Origin of the sequence: Novosphingobium pentaromativorans US6-1 (genome assembly GCF_000767465.1) — a bacterium.
Taxonomy (GTDB): Bacteria; Pseudomonadota; Alphaproteobacteria; order Sphingomonadales; family Sphingomonadaceae; genus Novosphingobium; species Novosphingobium pentaromativorans.
The window spans coordinates 3,106,524-3,125,027 of sequence record NZ_CP009291.1; the positions used below are offsets into that span (position 1 = coordinate 3,106,524).

Consider the following 18,504-nt stretch of genomic DNA (forward strand, 5'->3'; position numbering starts at 1 on the left):
CAAAACCGCGAAATCGGGGGCTGCAATCCATTGTGCAGTGCGGCATCTGCAAGCCGGTGCCGGTTTTGTTCTCCAGAGGGTGCGCAGCGAGGCAGGAGAGGAGAGCAAGGGCGCTCTGGCCCTCAGTGTCCGGTAAATCAGGTTATTGAATGCATAGGACTTGGGGAGGCAGCGGCAGAAAGGCCTTGTGTCTCCTCCTCCGCAAACTTGCGCATGCGGCCAAATCCGCTGTTTTGCGGTGCAAAAAACAGATTGGACCGGTGATAATACCATTGAGGACTTTTGCATTGGGTATAGCAATGTTATGTTCACCATTACCAATAAGGCAGGCTGCACGATGACGGCATTGCCAGGGAAGAGGATGTTGTCTTGAAGCAATTCTTGGCAGATCGGCGAAAAGGCTTCGCTCCAGGTGCTGGCGCTCGGACGATTGTGTCCGGCCGGGCCACCGGGGCCGTGAGCCCGCGCCGATGACAGGCACCATTTCTACCAGCGACATATCGGTTACCCGGGCAGACGGTCCGGTTCTGTTTTCGACCAGGGCTTCGTGTGCTGCTGCCGGCTTCCAGACCGGCGGGCAGCGGTTGGTCCGTGCGTCGGGAGCGGGACGAATCGTCTATCGGGACGTCTCGGCGCGTGCATCGCGCCGCGGAGCCGGGAGTCCAGATGCATAGGTCGGATACAAGCAGGTAACGCTGGTTCGATCGAAAACCCGCAGAGCCATTCGGGTCGCGCCGTAGGCCGAAGGAACGGGGAGAAGCGCAAGGCGTGGCAGGAAACTGCCACGCCTTGTTGCGCTGGCGCAAAGTTTTCTGCCGCGCAGGCTCTTATGGTGCCGTCATCAGGATCGGCCGGAGCATCTGGCCAGCGATCTACAAGGGGGTGGCGATGGCATTCGTGAGGATGGTGGAAAGTGAGCCGGGGCACGTTAATGCAGCAGCTGCAAACCCGGGCGGACATGGTCTCGGACTGACCGTTGCAAAGTCGCGGGGCAGTCGCTTTGGCGCGAAGCGAAAGTGCCCGCATCTCGGTTTCGCAGCCTGTCGCGGCAGGTTGGAACGCGGCACGCTCACCTGCGAATTGCACCGCGCCTAGCCGTGCGGCTTCCGGTCAGTTGTAACCGCGGCCCATCTTGAAAGGCTGGCGCGGTTCGGTGAAGATCGAGCCCGCCGTCATCCGCGTGCCGCGCAGGACGAGCACGACCGTATCGCCCGCCTCGATGCGCGTGTCCTCGGCAGGGTGGACGTAGCTCTGGCCATTGGGCCGGTCGATCTGGACGAGGAAGAACGCGCCGCAGGCCCGTCGCTCGGCTTCCCCGACCGTTGCCCCTGCCAGCGCCGACTTTTCCGGAACCGTCACCGCCTCGATCTCCAGCCCGAATTCGTGCAGGCCGCGCTTGAGATCGCGCACTTGCGGGGCTTCGCCCAGGAAACGCGACGTCGTGGGATAGACGATCATCTCGGCGATCCGTTCGGCCCCGATATGGGTGGGCAGCACCACCTTGTCGGCCCCGGCGTGGATCAGCTTGCCTTCGGTCGTGGGATATTCGCCGCGGGCGATGATTTCCATCCGCGGGTTGAGGTTGCGGGCCGAGAGAGTGATGAAAACATTGAGGGCATCGTCGGGCAAGACTGTCGCCAGGACCCGGGCGCGTTCGATCCCCGCTGACTTGAGCGAGGCTTCATCGGTGGCATCGGCCCTGAGCGTCAGGTGTCCTGCCGCTTCGGCCTCGGCTATCTTGGCCGGGTTGCGGTCGACGATGATGAAAGGGGTTCGTGCGCGTTGCAGCTCTATGGCAAGCTGCTTGCCGATGCGGCCGTAGCCGCAGACGATGGCGTGGTTGGTGAGGCGGTCGATCTGGCTTTGCATGCGGTCGATCCCGAGAATGTTGCGTATCTGGTAATGCGCGAAGACCTGGACGAGGGCGCCGGTCAGCACGATCATGCCGGTGCAGCCCAGCACGATCGTCGCGATGTCGAGCGTGCGCAGCCAGGCGGTGTCGATCGGGTGGACTTCGCCGTAACCCACCGAGAAGATCGTGAGGATGACCATGTAGGCGGCGTCGGCGAAACTCCAGCCGGATGCGACGAAGCCTGCGGTGGCGAGCACGAAGACGGCGAGGACGAAGATCGCCGCGCGCACGAGGTTCTGCAGCGGCGAACCGAGCACGCGGCGGGCGGCCACGTCTATGCTGTCATACTCGCCTGCCATGCGGCCGGACCCCCGAAATTCCCCGGTCACGAGACTGCGCGAGCGGGCCGGACTTGTCCAGCGTCCGTCAGCTGCGTGGCGACCAGTCGGGCGGGGCCAGTTCGAAGCCCGAGAATTCGAATCCGGGCGCGACCACGCAGCTTACCAGCGTCCAGCCGCCGATCGGTGCCGCCGCCTGCCAGTGGCCCGGCGGCACGAGGACCTGAGGCGCCTCGCCCGACAGGACATTGCCGCCCAGCACGGCCCGGCTGACAGGGCCGGCTTCATCGGGCGCCATCTCCAGCGTGAGCGGATGTCCGGCATGCCACAGCCACAGTTCGGCGGCATCGACGCGGTGCCAGTGGGAGCGCTGGCCTGCCTCGAGCAGGAAATGGATGGCCGTGGCACCAGCGCGCGTTCCGGACGGGGCGTCGGCGCGCCAGGTCTCGCGGTACCAGCCGCCCTCCGGGTGCGGTTCAAGGCCGAGGCGCGCGACGATCTGCCCAGCGGTCGTATCGGCGTCGCTCATCTGTCGTGCTTCCCCTTCTTCAGCCCCGCGCGGCGGCGAGGATCATGGCGGCGCCCTTTTCGGCGATCATCATCGTGGGCGCATTGGTGTTGCCCGAAGTGATCGTGGGCATGACCGATGCATCGATCACCCGCAGGCGATCAAGTCCGATCACGCGCAGTTCGGCATCGACGACCGAGCCCATCGCCGCGGTGCCGACCGGGTGGAAGATGGTCGTGCCGATGTCGCCTGCCGCGCGCAGCAGGTCTTCCTCGCTCTGGTAGGCGGCGCCGGGGCGCACTTCCTCGGGGTTGTAGCGGGCGAGGGCGGGCTGCGCGACGATGCCGCGGGTCACGCGGATGGCCTGGGCTGCGACGCGGCGGTCTTCTTCGGCTGACAGGTAGTTGGGGCGGATACCCGGCGCCTCGGCCGGATCGGCGCTGGCGATGCGCGAAGTGCCGCGGCTCTCTGGCCGCAAGTTGCATACGCTGGCGGTGAAGGCGGGGAAGGGGTCCAGCGCGCCGCCGAAGGCTTCGAGGCTGAGCGGCTGGACGTGATATTCCAGGTTGGCCGTGGCGTAGCGCGTGTCGCTCTTCGTGAAGGCGCCCAGCTGACTGGGGGCCATTGCCATCGGGCCGGTGCGGCGCAGGGCATATTCCAGCCCGATCAGTGCCTTGCCGAACAGATTGGCGGCGCGCTGGTTGAGCGTGGCCACGCCCGAGACTTTCCAGGCGCAGCGCAATTGCAAGTGGTCCTGCAGGTTGCCGCCGACTTCCGGGCGGTCGACCAGCGGGGCGACGCCCAGCGAAGACAGGTGGGCCGCATCGCCGATGCCACTGCGTTCGAGGATTGCGGGTGAACCGATCGCGCCTGCCGCCAGCACGACTTCGCCGCGCGCCCCGGCCGTGCGCTGCTCGCCGCCGACGCAATAGGCGATACCGACCGCGCGCCCGTCCTCGACGATCACCTTGTCGACGAGGGCGCCGGTCTCGATCTTGAGGTTCGCGCGTGAGCGCACCGGGCGCAGGAAGGCATCGGCAGCGCTCCAGCGCCAGCCCTTGCGCTGGGTAACCTGGAAGAAGCCCGTGCCTTCATTGTCGCCGCGATTGAAATCGTCCACGGCGGCGATCCCGTATTCGCTGCAGGCCTGCTGGAACGCCTCGAGGATCTCCCAGCGCAGGCGTTGCTTCTCCACGCGGAGTTCCCCGCCGCTGCCGTGGTATGCGCTGGGCCCTTCGAAGTGGTCTTCGGCCTGCTTGAAGTAGGGCAGCACCTCGTCCCAGCCCCAGCCGCAGTTGCCGGCCTGCCGCCAGCCGTCATAGTCTGCGGCCTGTCCGCGCATGTAGATCATGCCGTTGATCGAGGAGCAGCCGCCCAGGACGCGCCCGCGCGGGTACTTCAGCGTGCGTCCGTTGAGGCCCGCCTCGGCTTGCGTCGACATGCACCAGTCGGTTCGCGGATTGCCGATGCAATAGAGGTACCCCACCGGGACGCGGATCCAGATGTAGTCGTCCTTGCCGCCTGCTTCGAGCAGGAGAACGCGGTTGCCCGGGTTCGTACTCAGGCGATTGGCAAGCACGCAACCGGCGCTGCCGCCACCGACGATGATGTAGTCGAACTCTCCCATGGCCTTGCAGTTAAGCCGCTCCATCCCTGCAATCTACTGACAAAGTGCGTAGTTGGCGCCGGTCCGGCCGATCTTGGCCGTTCCGGTATTGTCGGATTTCTTTACGGTGACGGAAAGCTAACAGTATGCAGGTGATGTTAAGCGCGAACCTTGCGTATTCCAGCTGCTTCCGTTCCTGTTAACACTTCTGCAAGGGATTGTACCTAATCCTTCGGCGTGCAGGGGGATGGCGGCCATGTCGCCATTTTTGACAGAAGCCGCTGGCGCTCGGGGACGAAGCTTTGTCGGGGGGTAAAGCTTAGGTCCGGGGGGATCGCGATCGCTGAGATCGCGTTCGGCATCCGCCTCCGCCGGCGGCTTCTTCCCCTGTTGGCTTCAATCTGACTGACTCCAATATTTGCCGGGGCTTGTGCTTTGCGGCGCGATCGCGTCTGTTCGCGGCATTCGTCGGTCGAATGAGGGAAGCCATGCGATACAAAGCCTTGCGCACAAGCCTGCTCCTTGCCCTGGCCGCGTCCCCCGCTGTTGCCATCGCCGCGCCCGATCCGCAGCAGGTCGCCTTGTCGTCCCTGCGCGAAGCCCCCGTGTGGGACGGACACAACGATGTGCCCGAGCAGCTGCGCGAAAGGCGCAAGGACATCCTTGCAGGCTTCGACTTTACCGACACGAGCGGAACCGCCGATCCGGGGCACGATCTGCAGGCGATGCAGACGGACATTGCCCGCCTGCGCAAGGGGCATGTGGGCGCACAGTTCTGGTCGGTCTATGTTTCGGCCAAGCTGGACGACCAGCATGCGGTGCAGGCGACGCTGGAGCAGATCGACGTCGCAAAGCGCCTGATCGCCGCCTATCCCAAGGACCTGATGTTCGCGACAAGCAGCGCCGATGTGGCGCGGGCCATGAAGGCGGGCAAGGTGGCTTCGCTGCTGGGGATGGAGGGCGGCCATTCGATCGGCGGATCGCTGGGCGTACTGCGGCAGATGTATGCGCTCGGCGCGCGCTACATGACGCTCACGCATTTCAGGAACACCGCCTGGGCCGACAGCGCCACCGACACGCCCGAGCATGGCGGGCTCACCGAGTTCGGCCGCGATGTCGTGCGCGAGATGCAGCGCATGGGAATGCTCGTGGATCTCAGCCATGTAAGCGCGGCGACCATGCGCGATGCGCTGGAAGTGGCGCGCGCGCCGGTGATGTTCAGCCATTCCAACGCGCGGGCGATCAACGGCCATACGCGCAATGTCCCCGACGACGTTCTTGAACTGCTGGCGAAGAACGGCGGGATCGTCATGGTCAATGTTTTTCCGACTTACGTGGTAGAGCCGACCCGGCAGTGGCTGGCGGCGCAGGCCGGGGAAAAGGCGCGGCAGGCATCCCTGCATCCGGGCGATCCCGAGGGCGCGGAGGCGGCCCTGAAGGCCTGGGAAAAGGCCAACCCGATGCCGCGCGGCTCGACAAGCGACGTTGCCGACCACATCGAACATATCGTCAGGGTCGCCGGGATCGACCATGTCGGGCTGGGCGGCGATTTCGACGGCGTCGATGTCACGGTCGCGGGGATGGAAGACGTGTCGACTTATCCCGCGCTGTTCACCGAACTGGCGCGCCGGGGCATGTCGAAGGCGGATCTGGAGAAAATTGCCAGCGACAACATGATGCGGGTGATGAAAGCGGCCGAAGCCTACGCGTCAGTCCACCGCGGCGATCCGGCCATCGAATCGCCGACGACGTTCTGATTGTGCCTGCAATCCGGCGGCCGAAGTCTCGTCCGCCGGACACGAGCCGGGTCTTATCCGCCCAGCGCGTGCTGTTCGGCCGTGACCGGCCAGCCCTGTGCAGGGCGTTCGGATACGGCGCGGGTGATCCAGATCGCCGACATGGCCAGGATCGCCAGGGCCAGACTGCCGATCAGGACGTAGCGCACGATATGGGGCGTGGAACCGCCCCGCGCTTCCTCGGTGTCCAGATGAACTTCTTCGCCAATGCGTTGCATAGTCGCTCTCTCCCGCAGGCCCGGCGACTGTCTGGCGCCGCTTTCGAAAATCGGGCCTACCCAAGGAATGTAAGCCCGCTGACCGGTTCCCGCAAGGCGCGAATCGGGTGGCCTCAGAGGCGGGGCGCCTAGCGCAGGTTGAGCAGTTCCAGCGTGCGTTCGTCGCGGCGCCCCTGGCAGAAGGCGTCGAGAGCATGGGCGAAGCATTCGCCGCCGCCGGCCGCTTCGAACAGGGTCATGCAACTGCAGAACTTCATCGCGTCGACTTCGCCGAGGATCGACCTGGCGCTGCGTTTCCCGGCCCAGATCAGCATCGCTTCGGTGCAGGCGGTGAGCCGCGGGGCGAGTACCTCGTGCGCCAGATATTCCCGGGCTTCGGTAAGGCCGGATATGGCGTAAAGGCGGGCGGTCTGACTGGTGCCAAGGCCGTCGATCTGGGGGAAGATGAACCACATCCAGTGGCTCATCTTGGCGCCGTCCTGCAGTTCGCTGAGCGCTTGGGCATAGAACGCCCGCTGAGCATCTACGAAGCGTTCAAGGTCGGCCACGCGAATCTCCCCATCATGGCCCCGCCTCCTGCAGAGGGTGCGTGAGCCGGGAAGCATGATAGTGATTCGCAGCCGAGCTGTCGCGGGCGATGTCAGCTCACGCTGTCGCCCCGCACGGAAGCTGCTGCAGTCGCGCTGTTGCTGCCTTCGGGATTGTCGTCGGTCAGCGCGCCGGTGATCCAGATCGCCGAGAGCGCGACGATCGCCAGCGCCAGGCTGATGACAAGGACGTAGCGCACGATACTCGGCGTGTTGCCGGCGCGGGCTTCGTCCTTGTCGATATGTATTTCTTCGCCACGGGTTTCCATGGTGCGTCTCCTTTATCGGGTCGGGACCTTTTTCGTGGCCCTTTCCCTAGGCAACGCACCATGGCGAACACCGTTCCGGCGCGATTGCCCGCGCCGAAAAAGTGGATCAGTCGCGCAGCAACTCGTTGATGCCGGTTTTCGAGCGGGTCTGGGCATCGACCGTCTTGACGATCACGGCGCAGTAAAGCGACGGTCCGGGGGTGCCGTCGGGCAGCGGCTTGCCGGGCAGCGAGCCGGGGACGACAACCGCGTAGGGCGGAACCTTGCCGATGTGGACTTCGCCGGTCGCACGGTCGATGATCTTGGTCGATGCGCCCAGGAACACGCCCATCGAGATCACCGCGCCTTCGCCGACGATGACGCCTTCGGCCACTTCCGAACGCGCGCCGATGAAGGCGTTGTCCTCGATGATGACCGGGCCGGCCTGCAGCGGTTCGAGCACGCCGCCGATGCCGACGCCGCCCGAGATGTGGACGTTCTTGCCGATCTGGGCGCACGAGCCGACGGTCGCCCAGGTGTCGACCATCGTGCCTTCACCGACGTAGGCGCCGATGTTGACGAAGCTGGGCATGAGCACGACGTTCTTCGAGATGAAGGTGCCGCGGCGGGCGACGGCGCCGGGTACGACGCGGAAGCCGGCTTCGCGGAACTTCGCCTCATCCCAGCCGTCGAACTTCACCGGCACCTTGTCGAACGCGGGCGAGCCACCGGCGCCGCCGGGGACCGGGGCATTGTCATTGAGGCGGAAGCTCAGGAGAACGGCCTTCTTCAGCCACTGGTTGACCTTCCAGCCACCCTGGCCGTCGGGTTCGGCCACGCGCGCGGCGCCCGATTCGATAAGGCCGAGCGCTTCGTCGACGATCTTGCGAACGTCGTCGCTCTTGGGGGTGACGGTGTCGCGCGCTTCCCAGGCGGCTTCGATCGCGGTTTCGAGTTCGGACATCTTGGTATTCTCCGGCAAGGGTACGTTCGTGGCGCGCCTAGAGCGTGGGCGCGCGCAGGACAAGTCGATTGAGGGTTCCGGCCCGAACGCTCAGGGCGTCATCAGTTCGCGAACGAAGCCGATCAGGCCGGTCTGGCGGGCGCGGCGCATCCGTTCGGCGGCCAGGATCTCGCGCACCTTGTCGAAGCAGGCGTCGATATCGTCGTTGACGACGACGTAGTCGTAGCCGTCCCAGTGGCTGATCTCGGAACGGGCGCGTTCCATGCGCGCGGCGATCACGTCCTCGCTGTCGGTGCCGCGCCCGGTCAGGCGGCGGCGCAGTTCGTCGATGCTGGGCGGCAGCAGGAATACGCGCACGACGTCGCGCTCCAGCTTCTGGTAAAGCTGCTGCGTGCCCTGCCAATCGATGTCGAACAGGTAGTCCTGCCCTTCCTTGAGGCCCGCCTTCACTTGCGCCTTGGGGGTGCCGTAGCTGTTGCCGAACACCGTGGCCCATTCGAGGAATTCCTCGTCGGCGACCATGCGGTCGAACTCTGCCTGACTGACGAAATGGTAGTCCTTGCCATCGACTTCGCCCGGGCGCGGCGGGCGGGTGGTGCAGGAAACCGACATGCAGATGTGCTCGTCACGTTCGAGCAGCATGCGCGAAATCGTCGTCTTGCCGGCGCCCGAGGGCGAGGACATGATGAACATGAGGCCGCGCCGGGCCAGCGAGCCGCCGGCGGCTGCGTCTTGGATGGGGTGGGATGCGCTGTCCATGCCCCCCGATGGCGGGCGGGACGCTGCAAATCAAGAGGGCTGCGCAATCGCCGCGCGGTTGCTCACGCCGGTAGCGACTTAGGCGCTGTCAGGACTCTTCGCCGTCCTCGGCCATGTCGGCGAGCTTTTCCTCGCCTGCGGCCTGCGCAGTGCGCGCCTTGCTGCGGTCGTAAAGCGTCTTGGCGATCAGCCCGCCGCCCACGACGATGGCGCCGGGGATCGAGGTCATGGCAACCCTTGCGAGGGTGCGGTGAAGCATCGTCTCGCCCATCGTGCGGCCCTTGAGGATCGCACTGGCCTTGCTGGGGGCGAACTTCTTGCCGAGCAAAGCCTTTTCCACTGCGCGGCGCGCAAGGAAGGAGCCGCCGCGAAGGGCGATGTCGGCAATCGCCAGGTTGGTGTGGTCGTTGGGGCTGGGGCCGACGAGTTCGCGCGGGGAGGGCCGCGGCTTGCGCTTGCTCTTCCTGCTGGATTTGCCCGGTGCCACGGTTTCGGAGGTAGAGTCGGTCTGAACCATTGCCGGGGTTTCGGCAGCGGTCGCGGCTTCAACAGCCGCGTCGCATTCGTCCTGCCCTGTCTTCGTGGCCATCGAGACTGCCTTCCCGGGGCCGCTGGCCCCGCCTACTTCTTCTTGCCGAAATCGACCGAAACGACGTTCGATCCATCCTCGCTGGGAGTAATGCGCGAGGCGACATCGCGTTCCGAACCGTCGTTCCCGGCCATGCCGGGCATGTCCTCTTCCTCGTCGTCGGCCATGGCCTGGAACTGCAGGCCGAAATCGACCGCCGGGTCGACGAAGGCGGTGATCGCCGAGAAGGGGATGTCCAGTTTCGCGGGAAGCTGGTTGAAGCTCAGGCTCACCGTGAAACCGTCTTCGCGCACGCCCAGGTCCCAGAACTTGTTCTGGAGGACGATCGTCATCTCGTCGGGGAAACGGGCACGCAGATCGTCGGGAATGCTGACGCCGGGGGCCGTCGTCTTGAACGTGATGTAGAAATGATGGCTGCCCGGCAGGATGCCGTTGGCGGCTTCCACTTGGCCAAGAACGCGTCCGACTACGGCGCGCAGGGCTTCCTGTACGATCTCGTCGTATGGGATCATGCTGTCTGGTGGCGTATCGTTCATCGCGCCCTACGTGCGCATCGTTCATGTTGCGGTCAAGCTTGTTGACATGCCTTTTTAACTGTTCCGCGCACTTATTCCAAGGTAAACCGTCCGTGATACAGGGAAATGCCGCGTACTCGCCCCTGAGCGTTCGCGCGTGATTGATTCCCGCAGATACAGGTCTATAGGCGCACGGCATGCGCACAGCTTCGATCAATCGCAAGACCCATGAGACCGACATCGCCGTCGAAGTGAACCTCGACGGTACGGGCTCCTATGACGTTTCAACCGGGATTGGCTTCCTCGATCACATGATCGAGCAGTTCTCGCGCCATTCGCTGATCGATATCACCTGCAGGATCGCAGGCGATCTGCACGTCGATCAGCACCACACCACCGAGGACAGCGCCATCGCGATCGGCCAGGCGATTGCCAAGGCGATGGGCGACAAGGCCGGGATCGGCCGCTACGGCGACGTTCACTCGCCGATGGACGAGGCACTGTGCCGCGTTTCGCTCGACATATCCGGGCGGCCCTATTTCGTGTGGAAGGCCGCCTTCACGCAGGAAAAGCTGGGTGAGTTCGATACCGAGCTGGTCGAACACTGGTTCCACTCGATCTCGCAGGCGGTGGGCATCACCCTGCACATGGAACTGCTCTACGGCACCAACAACCACCACATCTGCGAGGGGCTGTTCAAGGGCTTCGCCCGGGCCATGCGCACGGCGGTGGAACTCGACCCGCGCAAGGGCGGGGCGATTCCGTCGACCAAGGGGATCCTCGGACAGGACACGCTGTAATGCCGAGCTTCATTCTCTCGCTGCGCTACATCGCCCCAATCGAAGCCGTGGATGCGCTGCTGGCCGAGCATGTCGACTGGCTCAAGGCGGGGCATGAGGCCGGCCACCTCATCGGCTGGGGCCGCAAGGTCCCGCGCGAGGGCGGCATCGTCTTTGCCAGGGGCGAGAGCCGCGAAGCCGTCGCCGCGCTCGCCGGGAACGATCCGTTCGTCAAGGGCGGGGTTGCCGAAGTCGACGTGATCGAATGGGCGCCCACGTTCCTGTCGACCGGGATCGAAGGGCTCGCCGAATGACGCTGGCCCTGATCGATTACGGTGCGGGCAATCTCCACTCTGTAGCCAATGCCCTGCGCGCGGCAGGGGCGCAGGACGTCAAGGTTACCGCCGATCCCGCCGTCGTTCGCGCGGCGGACCGTATCGTTCTGCCCGGCGTCGGCTCGTTCAAGGCCTGCGCCAAGGGGCTCTGGGCGATCCCCGGCATGGTCGATGCAATGACCGAGCGGGTCCACGTGGGCGGTGCGCCGTTTCTGGGCATCTGCGTGGGCATGCAGCTTCTTGCCACCCGGGGCCTGGAACATGGCTCCACCATGGGCCTTGGCTGGATTCCGGGTGAAGTGCGCCTGATCGAGCGTACCGATCCGGCGATCAAGATCCCGCACATGGGCTGGAACGACGTTTCGCTCGGCCGCAAGGACCCGGCGCACGGGCTGGTCGAGGCGGGCGAGGCCTATTTCCTGCACTCCTATCATTTCGTGCCCGAAGAGGGGCATGACATTGCGGCGATGACCGACCATGGCGGCGGGCTTGTCGCTGCCGTGGCCCGCGACAATGTCGTCGGCGTGCAGTTCCACCCCGAAAAGAGCCAGGCCTTCGGCCTCGCGCTGCTTTCCCGTTTCCTCGATTGGAAGCCTTGAAATGATCGTATTTCCCGCCATCGACCTCAAGCAGGGTCAGGTCGTCCGCCTCGCCGAAGGCGACATGGCGCGCGCCACCGTTTACGGCGACAACCCGGCCGCGCAGGCGATGCTCTTTGCCGATGCAGGCTCGCAGTTCCTTCATGTCGTCGATCTCGACGGGTCCTTTGCGGGCAAGGCCGAGAACCGCGAAGCGGTCGAGGCGATCCTCGAGGTGTTCCCCGGCCATGTGCAGCTCGGCGGCGGCATCCGCACGCCTGAGGCGGTCGCGGGCTGGTTCGAGCTGGGCGTCAGCCGCGTCGTCATGGGCACGGCCGCGCTCAAGGACCCGCAGTTCGTCAAGGACATGGCGCAGGAATACCCGGGCGGCATCGTCGTCGCCGTCGACGCGCGCGACGGCATGGTCGCGACCGAGGGCTGGGCCGAAGTGTCCGACGTCTCGATCGTCGACATGGCCCGCCGCTTCGAGGATGCGGGCGTCGCCTCGCTGCTGTTCACCGACATTGGCCGCGACGGCCTGCTCAAGGGCTGCAATGTGCAGGCGACTGTCGATCTGGCCCGCCAGACCGACCTGCCGGTAATCGCTTCGGGCGGCGTGAAGGGCCTCGACGACATCCGCATGCTGACCTTGCACGAGAACGACGGCATCGAGGGCGTCATTACCGGACGCGCGCTTTACGACGGCCGCCTCGACCTCGCGACCGCCATCCAGATGGCGCAGAGGGGCTGACGCCATGACCGTCCGCGTCCGCGTCATTCCTTGCCTCGACGTTGCCGACGGCCGCGTGGTCAAGGGCGTCAACTTCGTCGATCTGAAGGACGCGGGCGATCCGGTCGAGCAGGCGCGCGCCTATGACGCGGCCGGTGCGGACGAGCTGTGTTTCCTCGACATTTCGGCCAGCCACGAAGGGCGCGGAACGCTGCTCGACATCGTCCAGCGCACCGCGGAAGTCTGCTTCATGCCGCTGACCGTGGGCGGCGGCGTGCGCACTGCCGAGGATGCGCGGGCGCTGTTGCTGGCGGGGGCCGACAAGGTCGCGGTCAACTCGGCCGCCGTTTCGCGCCCCGAGGTGGTCGCCGACATCGCCCACAAGTTCGGCTCGCAATGCATCGTCGCCTCTGTCGATGCGCGCAAGGTGGGCGAGGGGCGCTGGGAGATCTTCACCCATGGCGGCCGCCGTCCGACCGGCATCGATGCGCTGGAGCACGCCCTGAAGCTGGCCGAGCTGGGTGCGGGCGAACTGCTGGTCACCTCGATGGACGGGGACGGAACCCAGAGTGGCTACGACCTCGAACTGACGCGCGCGATTGCCGATTCGGTTTCGGTCCCGGTCATTGCCAGCGGCGGCGTGGGCACGCTCGATCACCTTGTTCAGGGCGTGACGCGCGGCCATGCAAGCGCGGTCCTGGCCGCCTCGATCTTCCACTTCGGCAAGCATTCGATCGCCGAGGCGCACGCTGCCCTGCGCTCTGCGGGACTTCCGGCACGGGCCTGACACCGGCCTTCGCGCGTCGAGGTTTCGCGCGGGCGGTGATCCACATCGGGACAGGCGCGGATCGGCCCTTGCTGCCCGGTTCGGATGCGCTGATGGGCGCAGGACACTTCGACTCCGTGAGGCTCTTCCCCCCGTGCGTTACACCGGTCACTGCATTTCGCTTGCCACATTGATCGCCCTGCCGGTCCCCGCCTTCGCCGCGGCCAGCGTGCCGTTGCCCGAGCCGAGCGGACTTGCCCTGCTGGGCATCGGCCTGGCCGGTCTGGCCCTGGGGCGGCGGCTGTCGTCGCGCCGGTCCAAGGACTGAATTCGCCCGGAACTTTCGCAGCGGCTTGACCGCGAAGGCGCCTCGCCGCATGGCTTGGCGCATCATGACGAGTCCGCAATCCCAGAGCGGGGACACCCTGTCCCGCCTCGAAGCCACGATCGCGGCGCGCCGCGCGGCCGATCCCGAAACCAGCTATGTCGCCAAGCTCAACGCCAGTGGCCTGGGCAAGATGTCCCAGAAGCTGGGCGAAGAGGCGACCGAGACGATCATCGCCGCGCTGGCGCAGGGCCCCAGGGAACTGATCGGCGAAGCCGCGGACCTGCTGTTCCACCTCATGGTCCTGCTCGGCGCCAGGGGCGTGCCCCTTGCCGATGTCCTGGCAGAGCTTGACCGCCGCGAAGGCGTCTCGGGCATTGCCGAAAAGGCATCGCGCCCCAAGGACTGAATTTTCCCTCAAGACGATCAACGCCTTACGCGGGAGCCCTGAGAATGCCCATCGACCCCAAGCAGCCCTACGACGAGAATAACATCTTCGCGAAGATCCTGCGCGGCGAGCTGCCCTGCACGAAAGTCTACGAGGATGACCACGTGCTCGCCTTCAACGACATCCGTCCGCAGGCGCCGGTCCATGTTCTGGTGATCCCCAAGGGCGCCTACGTCTCCTGGGACGATTTCACCGCCAAGGCCGACGACGCCGAGATCGCCGCCTTCATGCGTGCGGTCGGCAATGTCACGCGCCAGCTCGAGCTGGACGGGCCGGGGTATCGCCTGATGGTCAACATGGGCACCAACGGCCACCAGGAAGTGCCGCACCTGCATGTCCACATTTTCGGCGGCCGGCAGTTCTTCCAGATGATCTGCGAGTAAACCGGCGCCGGTCGGAGAGATATCCACACCCATAGGGCCGATGTGGCGTTGCTGACAGGCGGTAAGCTGCCGCCTGTCCCTTTGCAGTGAGTGAAGGCCCCGCTACACATCCGCGCTGCATGATGGCCATTCCAGAACCCAGTTGCGGCACGATCGACCTCGGTGTCCATCGCTATGCCCTGCGCGTGTACTATGAAGACACCGACGCGGGCGGGGTCGTCTATCATGCCAATTACCTGCGCTGGTTCGAGCGTGCCCGTTCCGACCTGCTCGACCTGCTCGGCATCGACCAGCGTGCTGCGCTGGAAGCGGGCGAGGGGCTCTATACCGTTGCCGAGGCCACGCTGCGCTACCGCGCCCCGGCGCGCCTTGGCGATACCGTCGTCATCGAGACCTTTCCCGAGACGGTCGGCCGCGTCGCCTGCACGCTGAGGCAGGTGGCCTGGCGCGGCGAAACGCGGCTGTGCGAAGCCGTCGTCAAGGTCGGGTTCATCGGTCCTGATGGACGACCGCGCAAACAACCTGCCGCCTGGCAACATGCATTCGATTCGCTCGTCGACGGACGCATGCTCTCTCAATCTCCCGCCACAGGCCCTGTTTCTGGCCTTGAATCCGGCCCGGAAGGACTAGAATGACTCTCGACCTGCTTGCTTCTGCCGTAGCGATCAGCGGCGAAACCGATCGGCTGAACCCGATCAAGCTGTTCCTTGACGCGGACATCGTCGTTCAGGCCATCATGTTCGGCCTGCTGCTGGCGAGCATCTGGGTCTGGATGATCATCATCACCTTCACGATGCGCATGGGCGGGGTCCAGCGCCGCTGCGACGAGTACGAGGACGGCTTCTGGGAGGCCGAGAACTTCGAATCGTTCCAGAAGGAGCGCGCGCGCCGCAACGTGCCGCTCGGCAAGGTGGCCGGGGCCGGATTGGCCGAATGGCGCCGCAACGCCCAGTCCCGCACCGTCGATCACGAAGGCGCGCGCCAGCGCATCGCCCTGGCCATGACCTCGTCGCTGGGGGAAGAAGCGGATGCGCTGTCGGACCGCCTCAACTTCCTTGCCACCGTGGGTTCGGTCGCACCCTTCGTCGGCCTGTTCGGCACCGTCTGGGGCATCATGAACAGCTTCTTCCAGATCGGCCAGCAGCAGAACTCCTCGCTGGCGGTCGTCGCGCCCGGCATTTCCGAAGCGCTGTTCGCCACCGCCATCGGCCTGTTCGCGGCGATCCCGGCAGTTATCGCCTACAACCGCTTCTCGCACCGGGTGAATTCGTTCGAAGCGCGCATGCAGCGCTTTGCCGACCAGCTCCACGCGGCGCTCACGCGCCAGCTCGAACAGCGCTGACGGAGCCCGGCCATGGCAATGGGACTGTCAGGAGGTGCAGGACGCGGACGGCGCCGGGGACGTGGGACCCGCGCGCCGATGGCGGAGATCAACGTCACCCCGCTGGTCGACGTCATGCTCGTCCTGCTTATCATCTTCATGGTGACGGCGCCCTTGCTCAAGGCCGCTGTGCCGATCGAGCTGCCCGACAGCCGGGCCAAGGCGATGTCGGAGGAAGCCGCGCAGATCACGCTGAGCATCAAGCGTGACGGCGTGATCTACTTCGAGGAAGAGGCGCTCGCTCCCGGAGAGCTGGCCGAACGGCTTGCCGCCGTGACGCCGGGGCCCGACGGCAAGAAGCCGCTCGTGACGCTGCGGGCCGACAAGGCACTGGATTACGGCACCGTCATGGGCGTGATGGGCGAACTCAACCATGCCGGTTTCACCTCGATCTCGCTGGTGACCGGCGTCAGCAGCCGTTCAGGCGGCTGAGCTAGGGTTCGCATCATGGCAATCCTCGGGCTGCGCAGGGATGAGAAATACGGACTTGCACTGGCAATCGCGCTTCATGCCGCGGTTCTGGGCGCGATGTTTCTCGACCCGCACACCGACCGGGTCGTCCATCCGCCCGAGCGGATCGAAGTCAACATCAGCGACGATTATGGCCTGACTTCGACCTCGCCCGATCCCAACAGCCAGGCTGCCGCCGACGTCGCGCCGACCATCGGCGAGGCGGCTCCCGCGCCAGCTCCTGCGCCGGTTCCGGACATAAAGCCTTCGCCATCGCCGCTGCCGCCTGAACCCAAGGCCAGGCCGGTCGAGACCAAGAAGGCACCGGAAAAGAAGAAGACCGAAACCAAGTCCCCGCCCAGCCGCAAGAGCAGCGCGATCGACAAGATCGTTTCCAGTCCGAGCAGTTCCTCGTCGAAGTCCAGCGCGACCACGACGAAGAAGACCGGCGGCAGCCGCGTCGGTTCGGACTTCCTCGAAGGCGTGAGCGGCGCGCAAGCGACGCAGGGCAAGGGCGCGCCAGCGGCCGAGATCGGTCCGGCGGTGCGTTCCGCGCTGTCCGCAGCGATCACACGCCAGCTCAAGCCCCACTGGCAGGCGCCGCAGGGACCGGAGGCCGAGGATCTCGTGACTTATCTCGCCTTCAATCTCAACAAGGACGGCACGCTCGACGGACGGCCCAGTGTGGTGCGCCAGACCGGCATTACCGACGTCAACCGCAACCAGGCTCCGCGCCACGCCGAACAGGCGATCAGGGCGGTACAGCTTGCTGCGCCTTTCAATCTTCCCGCGGAATACTACGATGCGTGGAAACGCGTATCGTCGTTCAAGTTCGACAAGAGGCTATCGCAATGACCCCCCGGATACTTTCGCTCGTCTCGGTTCTTGCGCTTTGCGCGGCAGCCCCTCTCGCCGCGCAGGACACCGCGCCTGCCCCGGATGCGGGGGGCGGTCTCGTCTCGGACGATGGCGGCCTGACCGGTTCGGTCTCCGACGAAAGCGACTGGCAGGACCTGGGCATTGCGATCACCACGTTCGCGACTGACGCTGACGTGCCCACGCAGACCAACGCGGGCTCCACATCGGCGCTTGGCCGTGCCCTGTCGCAGGTGGTTGCCGCCGACCTCAAGAACAACGGCCTGTTCAAGCCCTCGGGCCCGGCCGGCCTGCCGCAGCCGGCCTTCTCGGAAATCCAGACGCCCAACTTCCCGATCTGGTCGGTCCGCAGCACCGACATGCTGGTGCAGGGCTATGTCCGCGCCGCCGCGAACGGGCAGCTTACCGTGGGCTGCTATCTCTATGACGTCGCCCTCAAGCAGCAGCTGGCCAAGGGCGGCTGGCAGGTCGGCCCGGCCGACTGGCGCCGTGCCGCCCACAAGTGCGCCGACATGGTCTATTCGCGCCTCTCCGGCGAAAGCCCGTTCTTCGACTCGAAGATCGCCTACATTGCCGAGACCGGCCCCAAGGACCACCGCATCAAGCGGCTGGCGGTGATGGATTCGGACGGCGCCAACCACCGCTACCTGACCAGCGGGCAGGCGACAGCGCTGACCCCGCGCTATTCGCCCGACTATTCCAGGATCCTCTATCTGTCCTACCTCAACGGACAGCCGAGCATCTATTCCTACGACCTGGCGTCCAACAGCCAGAAGCTGATCGTGCGCACCGGCAATCCCACGATGGCGCCGCGCTGGTCGCCGGACGGCAAGTGGGTGCTCTATTCGATGTCGATGGGTGGCCGCACCGACATCTACCGCATTTCCTCGGCAGGGGGCGGCACGCCGCAGCGCCTGACCAATGGCCCCGGCATCAACATCGGTGGCAGCTACTCGCCCGACGGCAGCCGGATCGTGTTCGAAAGCGACCGTTCGGGCAGCCAGCAGATCTACGTGATGAATGCCGACGGTTCAAACCAGCACCGCATCAGCTTCTTCGGCGGCCGCGCGGCAACGCCGGAATGGAGCCCGCGCGGCGACCAGATTGCCTTCACCCACATTGCCGGCAACCTGCGTATAGCCGTGATGAGCCCGGACGGGCGGGGGATGCGCTACCTGACCAATTCGTGGCAGGACGAGGCGCCGACCTGGTCTCCCAACGGGCGCATCGTCCAGTTCTTCCGTACCGAGAAGAACTCCGGAATTACCTCGATCTGGCAAGTCGACCTGACCGGCCGGAACGAACGTAAGCTGCCCACTCCGGTGGGCGCGTCGGACCCCGCATGGGGTCCGGTTCGTCCCTGAGCGCGCTCTGCACTTATCCGGGTGCGCATTCAGGAAACCTTTGTTAAATAGTGAACGGAACTTTAGCCGATGCCAGCCATTTCATTTGGCTGTGCAGCACAGGAGATTG

Annotated in this window: 24 protein-coding genes; 14 read left to right on the forward strand and 10 right to left on the reverse strand. The window is 65.5% G+C overall.

Annotated features, from left to right (window positions below; translation table 11 throughout):
- Window positions 1-1,110: 1,110 nt before the first annotated feature.
- The 3 genes from JI59_RS14435 to JI59_RS14445 form a co-directional block, all read right to left on the reverse strand.
- Complete coding sequence (locus tag JI59_RS14435) at window positions 1,111-2,211, reverse strand: potassium channel family protein (protein WP_007011958.1); 1,101 nt, start codon at window positions 2,209-2,211, stop codon at window positions 1,111-1,113.
- A gap of 67 nt (window positions 2,212-2,278) precedes the next feature.
- A complete protein-coding gene (locus JI59_RS14440; protein WP_007011957.1) occupies window positions 2,279-2,719 on the reverse strand; it encodes a cupin domain-containing protein in 441 nt (146 codons plus the stop codon).
- A gap of 19 nt (window positions 2,720-2,738) precedes the next feature.
- Window positions 2,739-4,325, reverse strand: coding sequence for a GMC family oxidoreductase (locus tag JI59_RS14445; protein ID WP_085997495.1), 1,587 nt, complete (start codon window positions 4,323-4,325; stop codon window positions 2,739-2,741).
- A 467-nt stretch (window positions 4,326-4,792) separates the two neighbouring features.
- On the opposite strand from JI59_RS14445, the gene JI59_RS14450 reads away from it, so the two are divergent.
- Window positions 4,793-6,061 (forward strand): dipeptidase, encoded by a 1,269-nt coding sequence (locus JI59_RS14450; RefSeq protein WP_038577689.1) that lies wholly within the window; start codon window positions 4,793-4,795, stop codon window positions 6,059-6,061.
- 53 nt (window positions 6,062-6,114) lie between these two features.
- On the opposite strand, the gene JI59_RS14455 is transcribed toward JI59_RS14450, so the two are convergent.
- The 7 genes from JI59_RS14455 to JI59_RS14485 all read right to left on the reverse strand — a co-directional run bounded on the left by JI59_RS14455 (window position 6,115) and on the right by JI59_RS14485 (window position 10,001).
- Window positions 6,115-6,318, reverse strand: coding sequence for a hypothetical protein (locus JI59_RS14455; protein WP_007011953.1), 204 nt, complete (start codon window positions 6,316-6,318; stop codon window positions 6,115-6,117).
- Window positions 6,319-6,446: 128 nt separating this feature from the next.
- The gene (locus tag JI59_RS14460) at window positions 6,447-6,866 is read right to left on the reverse strand and encodes a DUF1810 domain-containing protein (RefSeq protein ID WP_007011952.1); all 420 of its coding nucleotides are present in this window, start codon (window positions 6,864-6,866) and stop codon (window positions 6,447-6,449) included.
- A 92-nt stretch (window positions 6,867-6,958) separates the two neighbouring features.
- On the reverse strand, window positions 6,959-7,174 hold the full coding sequence (locus tag JI59_RS14465; protein WP_007011951.1) for a hypothetical protein: 216 nt from the start codon (window positions 7,172-7,174) through the stop codon (window positions 6,959-6,961).
- A gap of 106 nt (window positions 7,175-7,280) precedes the next feature.
- A complete protein-coding gene (gene dapD, locus JI59_RS14470) occupies window positions 7,281-8,117 on the reverse strand; it encodes a 2,3,4,5-tetrahydropyridine-2,6-dicarboxylate N-succinyltransferase (protein WP_038576243.1) in 837 nt (278 codons plus the stop codon).
- A 90-nt stretch (window positions 8,118-8,207) separates the two neighbouring features.
- Window positions 8,208-8,876, reverse strand: coding sequence for a guanylate kinase (gmk, locus tag JI59_RS14475; protein ID WP_007011949.1), 669 nt, complete (start codon window positions 8,874-8,876; stop codon window positions 8,208-8,210).
- Window positions 8,877-8,964: 88 nt separating this feature from the next.
- Window positions 8,965-9,465 carry a hypothetical protein gene (locus tag JI59_RS14480; protein WP_007011948.1) on the reverse strand — a complete coding sequence of 167 codons (501 nt, stop codon included), beginning with the start codon at window positions 9,463-9,465 and terminating at the stop codon, window positions 8,965-8,967.
- Window positions 9,466-9,497: 32 nt separating this feature from the next.
- Complete coding sequence (locus JI59_RS14485; RefSeq protein ID WP_007011947.1) at window positions 9,498-10,001, reverse strand: SspB family protein; 504 nt, start codon at window positions 9,999-10,001, stop codon at window positions 9,498-9,500.
- A gap of 176 nt (window positions 10,002-10,177) precedes the next feature.
- Here JI59_RS14485 and hisB point away from each other — a divergent pair, with 176 nt between their 5' ends.
- The 13 genes from hisB to tolB all read left to right on the forward strand — a co-directional run bounded on the left by hisB (window position 10,178) and on the right by tolB (window position 18,395).
- Entirely contained in the window at window positions 10,178-10,780 is a 603-nt protein-coding gene (hisB, locus tag JI59_RS14490; RefSeq protein WP_007011946.1) for an imidazoleglycerol-phosphate dehydratase HisB, read from the forward strand.
- The gene (locus JI59_RS14495; protein WP_007011945.1) at window positions 10,780-11,073 is read left to right on the forward strand and encodes a YciI family protein; all 294 of its coding nucleotides are present in this window, start codon (window positions 10,780-10,782) and stop codon (window positions 11,071-11,073) included. Before hisB ends, JI59_RS14495 begins: the two co-directional genes overlap by 1 nt.
- Entirely contained in the window at window positions 11,070-11,693 is a 624-nt protein-coding gene (gene hisH / locus JI59_RS14500; protein WP_007011944.1) for an imidazole glycerol phosphate synthase subunit HisH, read from the forward strand. Before JI59_RS14495 ends, hisH begins: the two co-directional genes overlap by 4 nt.
- A gap of 1 nt (window position 11,694) precedes the next feature.
- Window positions 11,695-12,423, forward strand: coding sequence for a 1-(5-phosphoribosyl)-5-[(5-phosphoribosylamino)methylideneamino]imidazole-4-carboxamide isomerase (gene hisA, locus JI59_RS14505; protein WP_007011943.1), 729 nt, complete (start codon window positions 11,695-11,697; stop codon window positions 12,421-12,423).
- A 4-nt stretch (window positions 12,424-12,427) separates the two neighbouring features.
- Window positions 12,428-13,189: an imidazole glycerol phosphate synthase subunit HisF gene (gene hisF / locus JI59_RS14510; RefSeq protein WP_007011942.1), complete on the forward strand. Its 762-nt coding sequence runs from the start codon at window positions 12,428-12,430 to the stop codon at window positions 13,187-13,189.
- 133 nt (window positions 13,190-13,322) lie between these two features.
- On the forward strand, window positions 13,323-13,496 hold the full coding sequence (locus JI59_RS27690; RefSeq protein WP_007011941.1) for a PEP-CTERM sorting domain-containing protein: 174 nt from the start codon (window positions 13,323-13,325) through the stop codon (window positions 13,494-13,496).
- Window positions 13,497-13,545: 49 nt separating this feature from the next.
- On the forward strand, window positions 13,546-13,902 hold the full coding sequence (locus JI59_RS14515; RefSeq protein WP_007011940.1) for a phosphoribosyl-ATP diphosphatase: 357 nt from the start codon (window positions 13,546-13,548) through the stop codon (window positions 13,900-13,902).
- Window positions 13,903-13,946: 44 nt separating this feature from the next.
- Window positions 13,947-14,324, forward strand: coding sequence for a histidine triad nucleotide-binding protein (locus tag JI59_RS14520; protein ID WP_007011939.1), 378 nt, complete (start codon window positions 13,947-13,949; stop codon window positions 14,322-14,324).
- A gap of 122 nt (window positions 14,325-14,446) precedes the next feature.
- Window positions 14,447-14,959, forward strand: coding sequence for a YbgC/FadM family acyl-CoA thioesterase (locus JI59_RS14525; RefSeq protein WP_013832201.1), 513 nt, complete (start codon window positions 14,447-14,449; stop codon window positions 14,957-14,959).
- Window positions 14,956-15,666 carry a protein TolQ gene (gene tolQ, locus JI59_RS14530; RefSeq protein WP_007011937.1) on the forward strand — a complete coding sequence of 237 codons (711 nt, stop codon included), beginning with the start codon at window positions 14,956-14,958 and terminating at the stop codon, window positions 15,664-15,666. The genes JI59_RS14525 and tolQ overlap by 4 nt, the downstream gene beginning before the upstream one ends.
- A 12-nt stretch (window positions 15,667-15,678) precedes the next feature.
- Window positions 15,679-16,137: an ExbD/TolR family protein gene (locus JI59_RS14535; RefSeq protein WP_038576245.1), complete on the forward strand. Its 459-nt coding sequence runs from the start codon at window positions 15,679-15,681 to the stop codon at window positions 16,135-16,137.
- A 15-nt stretch (window positions 16,138-16,152) separates the two neighbouring features.
- Window positions 16,153-17,010 (forward strand): hypothetical protein, encoded by an 858-nt coding sequence (locus JI59_RS14540; RefSeq protein ID WP_007011935.1) that lies wholly within the window; start codon window positions 16,153-16,155, stop codon window positions 17,008-17,010.
- On the forward strand, window positions 17,007-18,395 hold the full coding sequence (gene tolB / locus JI59_RS14545; protein ID WP_007011934.1) for a Tol-Pal system beta propeller repeat protein TolB: 1,389 nt from the start codon (window positions 17,007-17,009) through the stop codon (window positions 18,393-18,395). Before JI59_RS14540 ends, tolB begins: the two co-directional genes overlap by 4 nt.
- Window positions 18,396-18,504: the final 109 nt, after the last annotated feature.

Bases quoted from the DNA above. Each gene is read 5' to 3' on its own strand.
- hisA (WP_007011943.1), top strand. From the start codon at position 11,695: ATGATCGTATTTCCCGCCATCGACCTCAAGCAGGGTCAGGTCGTCCGC.
- JI59_RS14485 (WP_007011947.1), bottom strand. From the start codon at position 10,001: ATGAACGATACGCCACCAGACAGCATGATCCCATACGACGAGATCGTA.
- JI59_RS14525 (WP_013832201.1), top strand. From the start codon at position 14,447: ATGGCCATTCCAGAACCCAGTTGCGGCACGATCGACCTCGGTGTCCAT.
- JI59_RS14480 (WP_007011948.1), bottom strand. From the start codon at position 9,465: ATGGCCACGAAGACAGGGCAGGACGAATGCGACGCGGCTGTTGAAGCC.
- JI59_RS14440 (WP_007011957.1), bottom strand. From the start codon at position 2,719: ATGAGCGACGCCGATACGACCGCTGGGCAGATCGTCGCGCGCCTCGGC.
- JI59_RS14455 (WP_007011953.1), bottom strand. From the start codon at position 6,318: ATGCAACGCATTGGCGAAGAAGTTCATCTGGACACCGAGGAAGCGCGG.
- JI59_RS14495 (WP_007011945.1), top strand. From the start codon at position 10,780: ATGCCGAGCTTCATTCTCTCGCTGCGCTACATCGCCCCAATCGAAGCC.
- tolB (WP_007011934.1), top strand. From the start codon at position 17,007: ATGACCCCCCGGATACTTTCGCTCGTCTCGGTTCTTGCGCTTTGCGCG.
- JI59_RS14515 (WP_007011940.1), top strand. From the start codon at position 13,546: ATGGCTTGGCGCATCATGACGAGTCCGCAATCCCAGAGCGGGGACACC.
- hisF (WP_007011942.1), top strand. From the start codon at position 12,428: ATGACCGTCCGCGTCCGCGTCATTCCTTGCCTCGACGTTGCCGACGGC.
- JI59_RS14520 (WP_007011939.1), top strand. From the start codon at position 13,947: ATGCCCATCGACCCCAAGCAGCCCTACGACGAGAATAACATCTTCGCG.
- JI59_RS14535 (WP_038576245.1), top strand. From the start codon at position 15,679: ATGGCAATGGGACTGTCAGGAGGTGCAGGACGCGGACGGCGCCGGGGA.
- JI59_RS14435 (WP_007011958.1), bottom strand. From the start codon at position 2,211: ATGGCAGGCGAGTATGACAGCATAGACGTGGCCGCCCGCCGCGTGCTC.
- JI59_RS14540 (WP_007011935.1), top strand. From the start codon at position 16,153: ATGGCAATCCTCGGGCTGCGCAGGGATGAGAAATACGGACTTGCACTG.
- tolQ (WP_007011937.1), top strand. From the start codon at position 14,956: ATGACTCTCGACCTGCTTGCTTCTGCCGTAGCGATCAGCGGCGAAACC.
- gmk (WP_007011949.1), bottom strand. From the start codon at position 8,876: ATGGACAGCGCATCCCACCCCATCCAAGACGCAGCCGCCGGCGGCTCG.
- hisB (WP_007011946.1), top strand. From the start codon at position 10,178: ATGCGCACAGCTTCGATCAATCGCAAGACCCATGAGACCGACATCGCC.
- JI59_RS14465 (WP_007011951.1), bottom strand. From the start codon at position 7,174: ATGGAAACCCGTGGCGAAGAAATACATATCGACAAGGACGAAGCCCGC.
- JI59_RS14450 (WP_038577689.1), top strand. From the start codon at position 4,793: ATGCGATACAAAGCCTTGCGCACAAGCCTGCTCCTTGCCCTGGCCGCG.
- hisH (WP_007011944.1), top strand. From the start codon at position 11,070: ATGACGCTGGCCCTGATCGATTACGGTGCGGGCAATCTCCACTCTGTA.
- JI59_RS14445 (WP_085997495.1), bottom strand. From the start codon at position 4,325: ATGGGAGAGTTCGACTACATCATCGTCGGTGGCGGCAGCGCCGGTTGC.
- dapD (WP_038576243.1), bottom strand. From the start codon at position 8,117: ATGTCCGAACTCGAAACCGCGATCGAAGCCGCCTGGGAAGCGCGCGAC.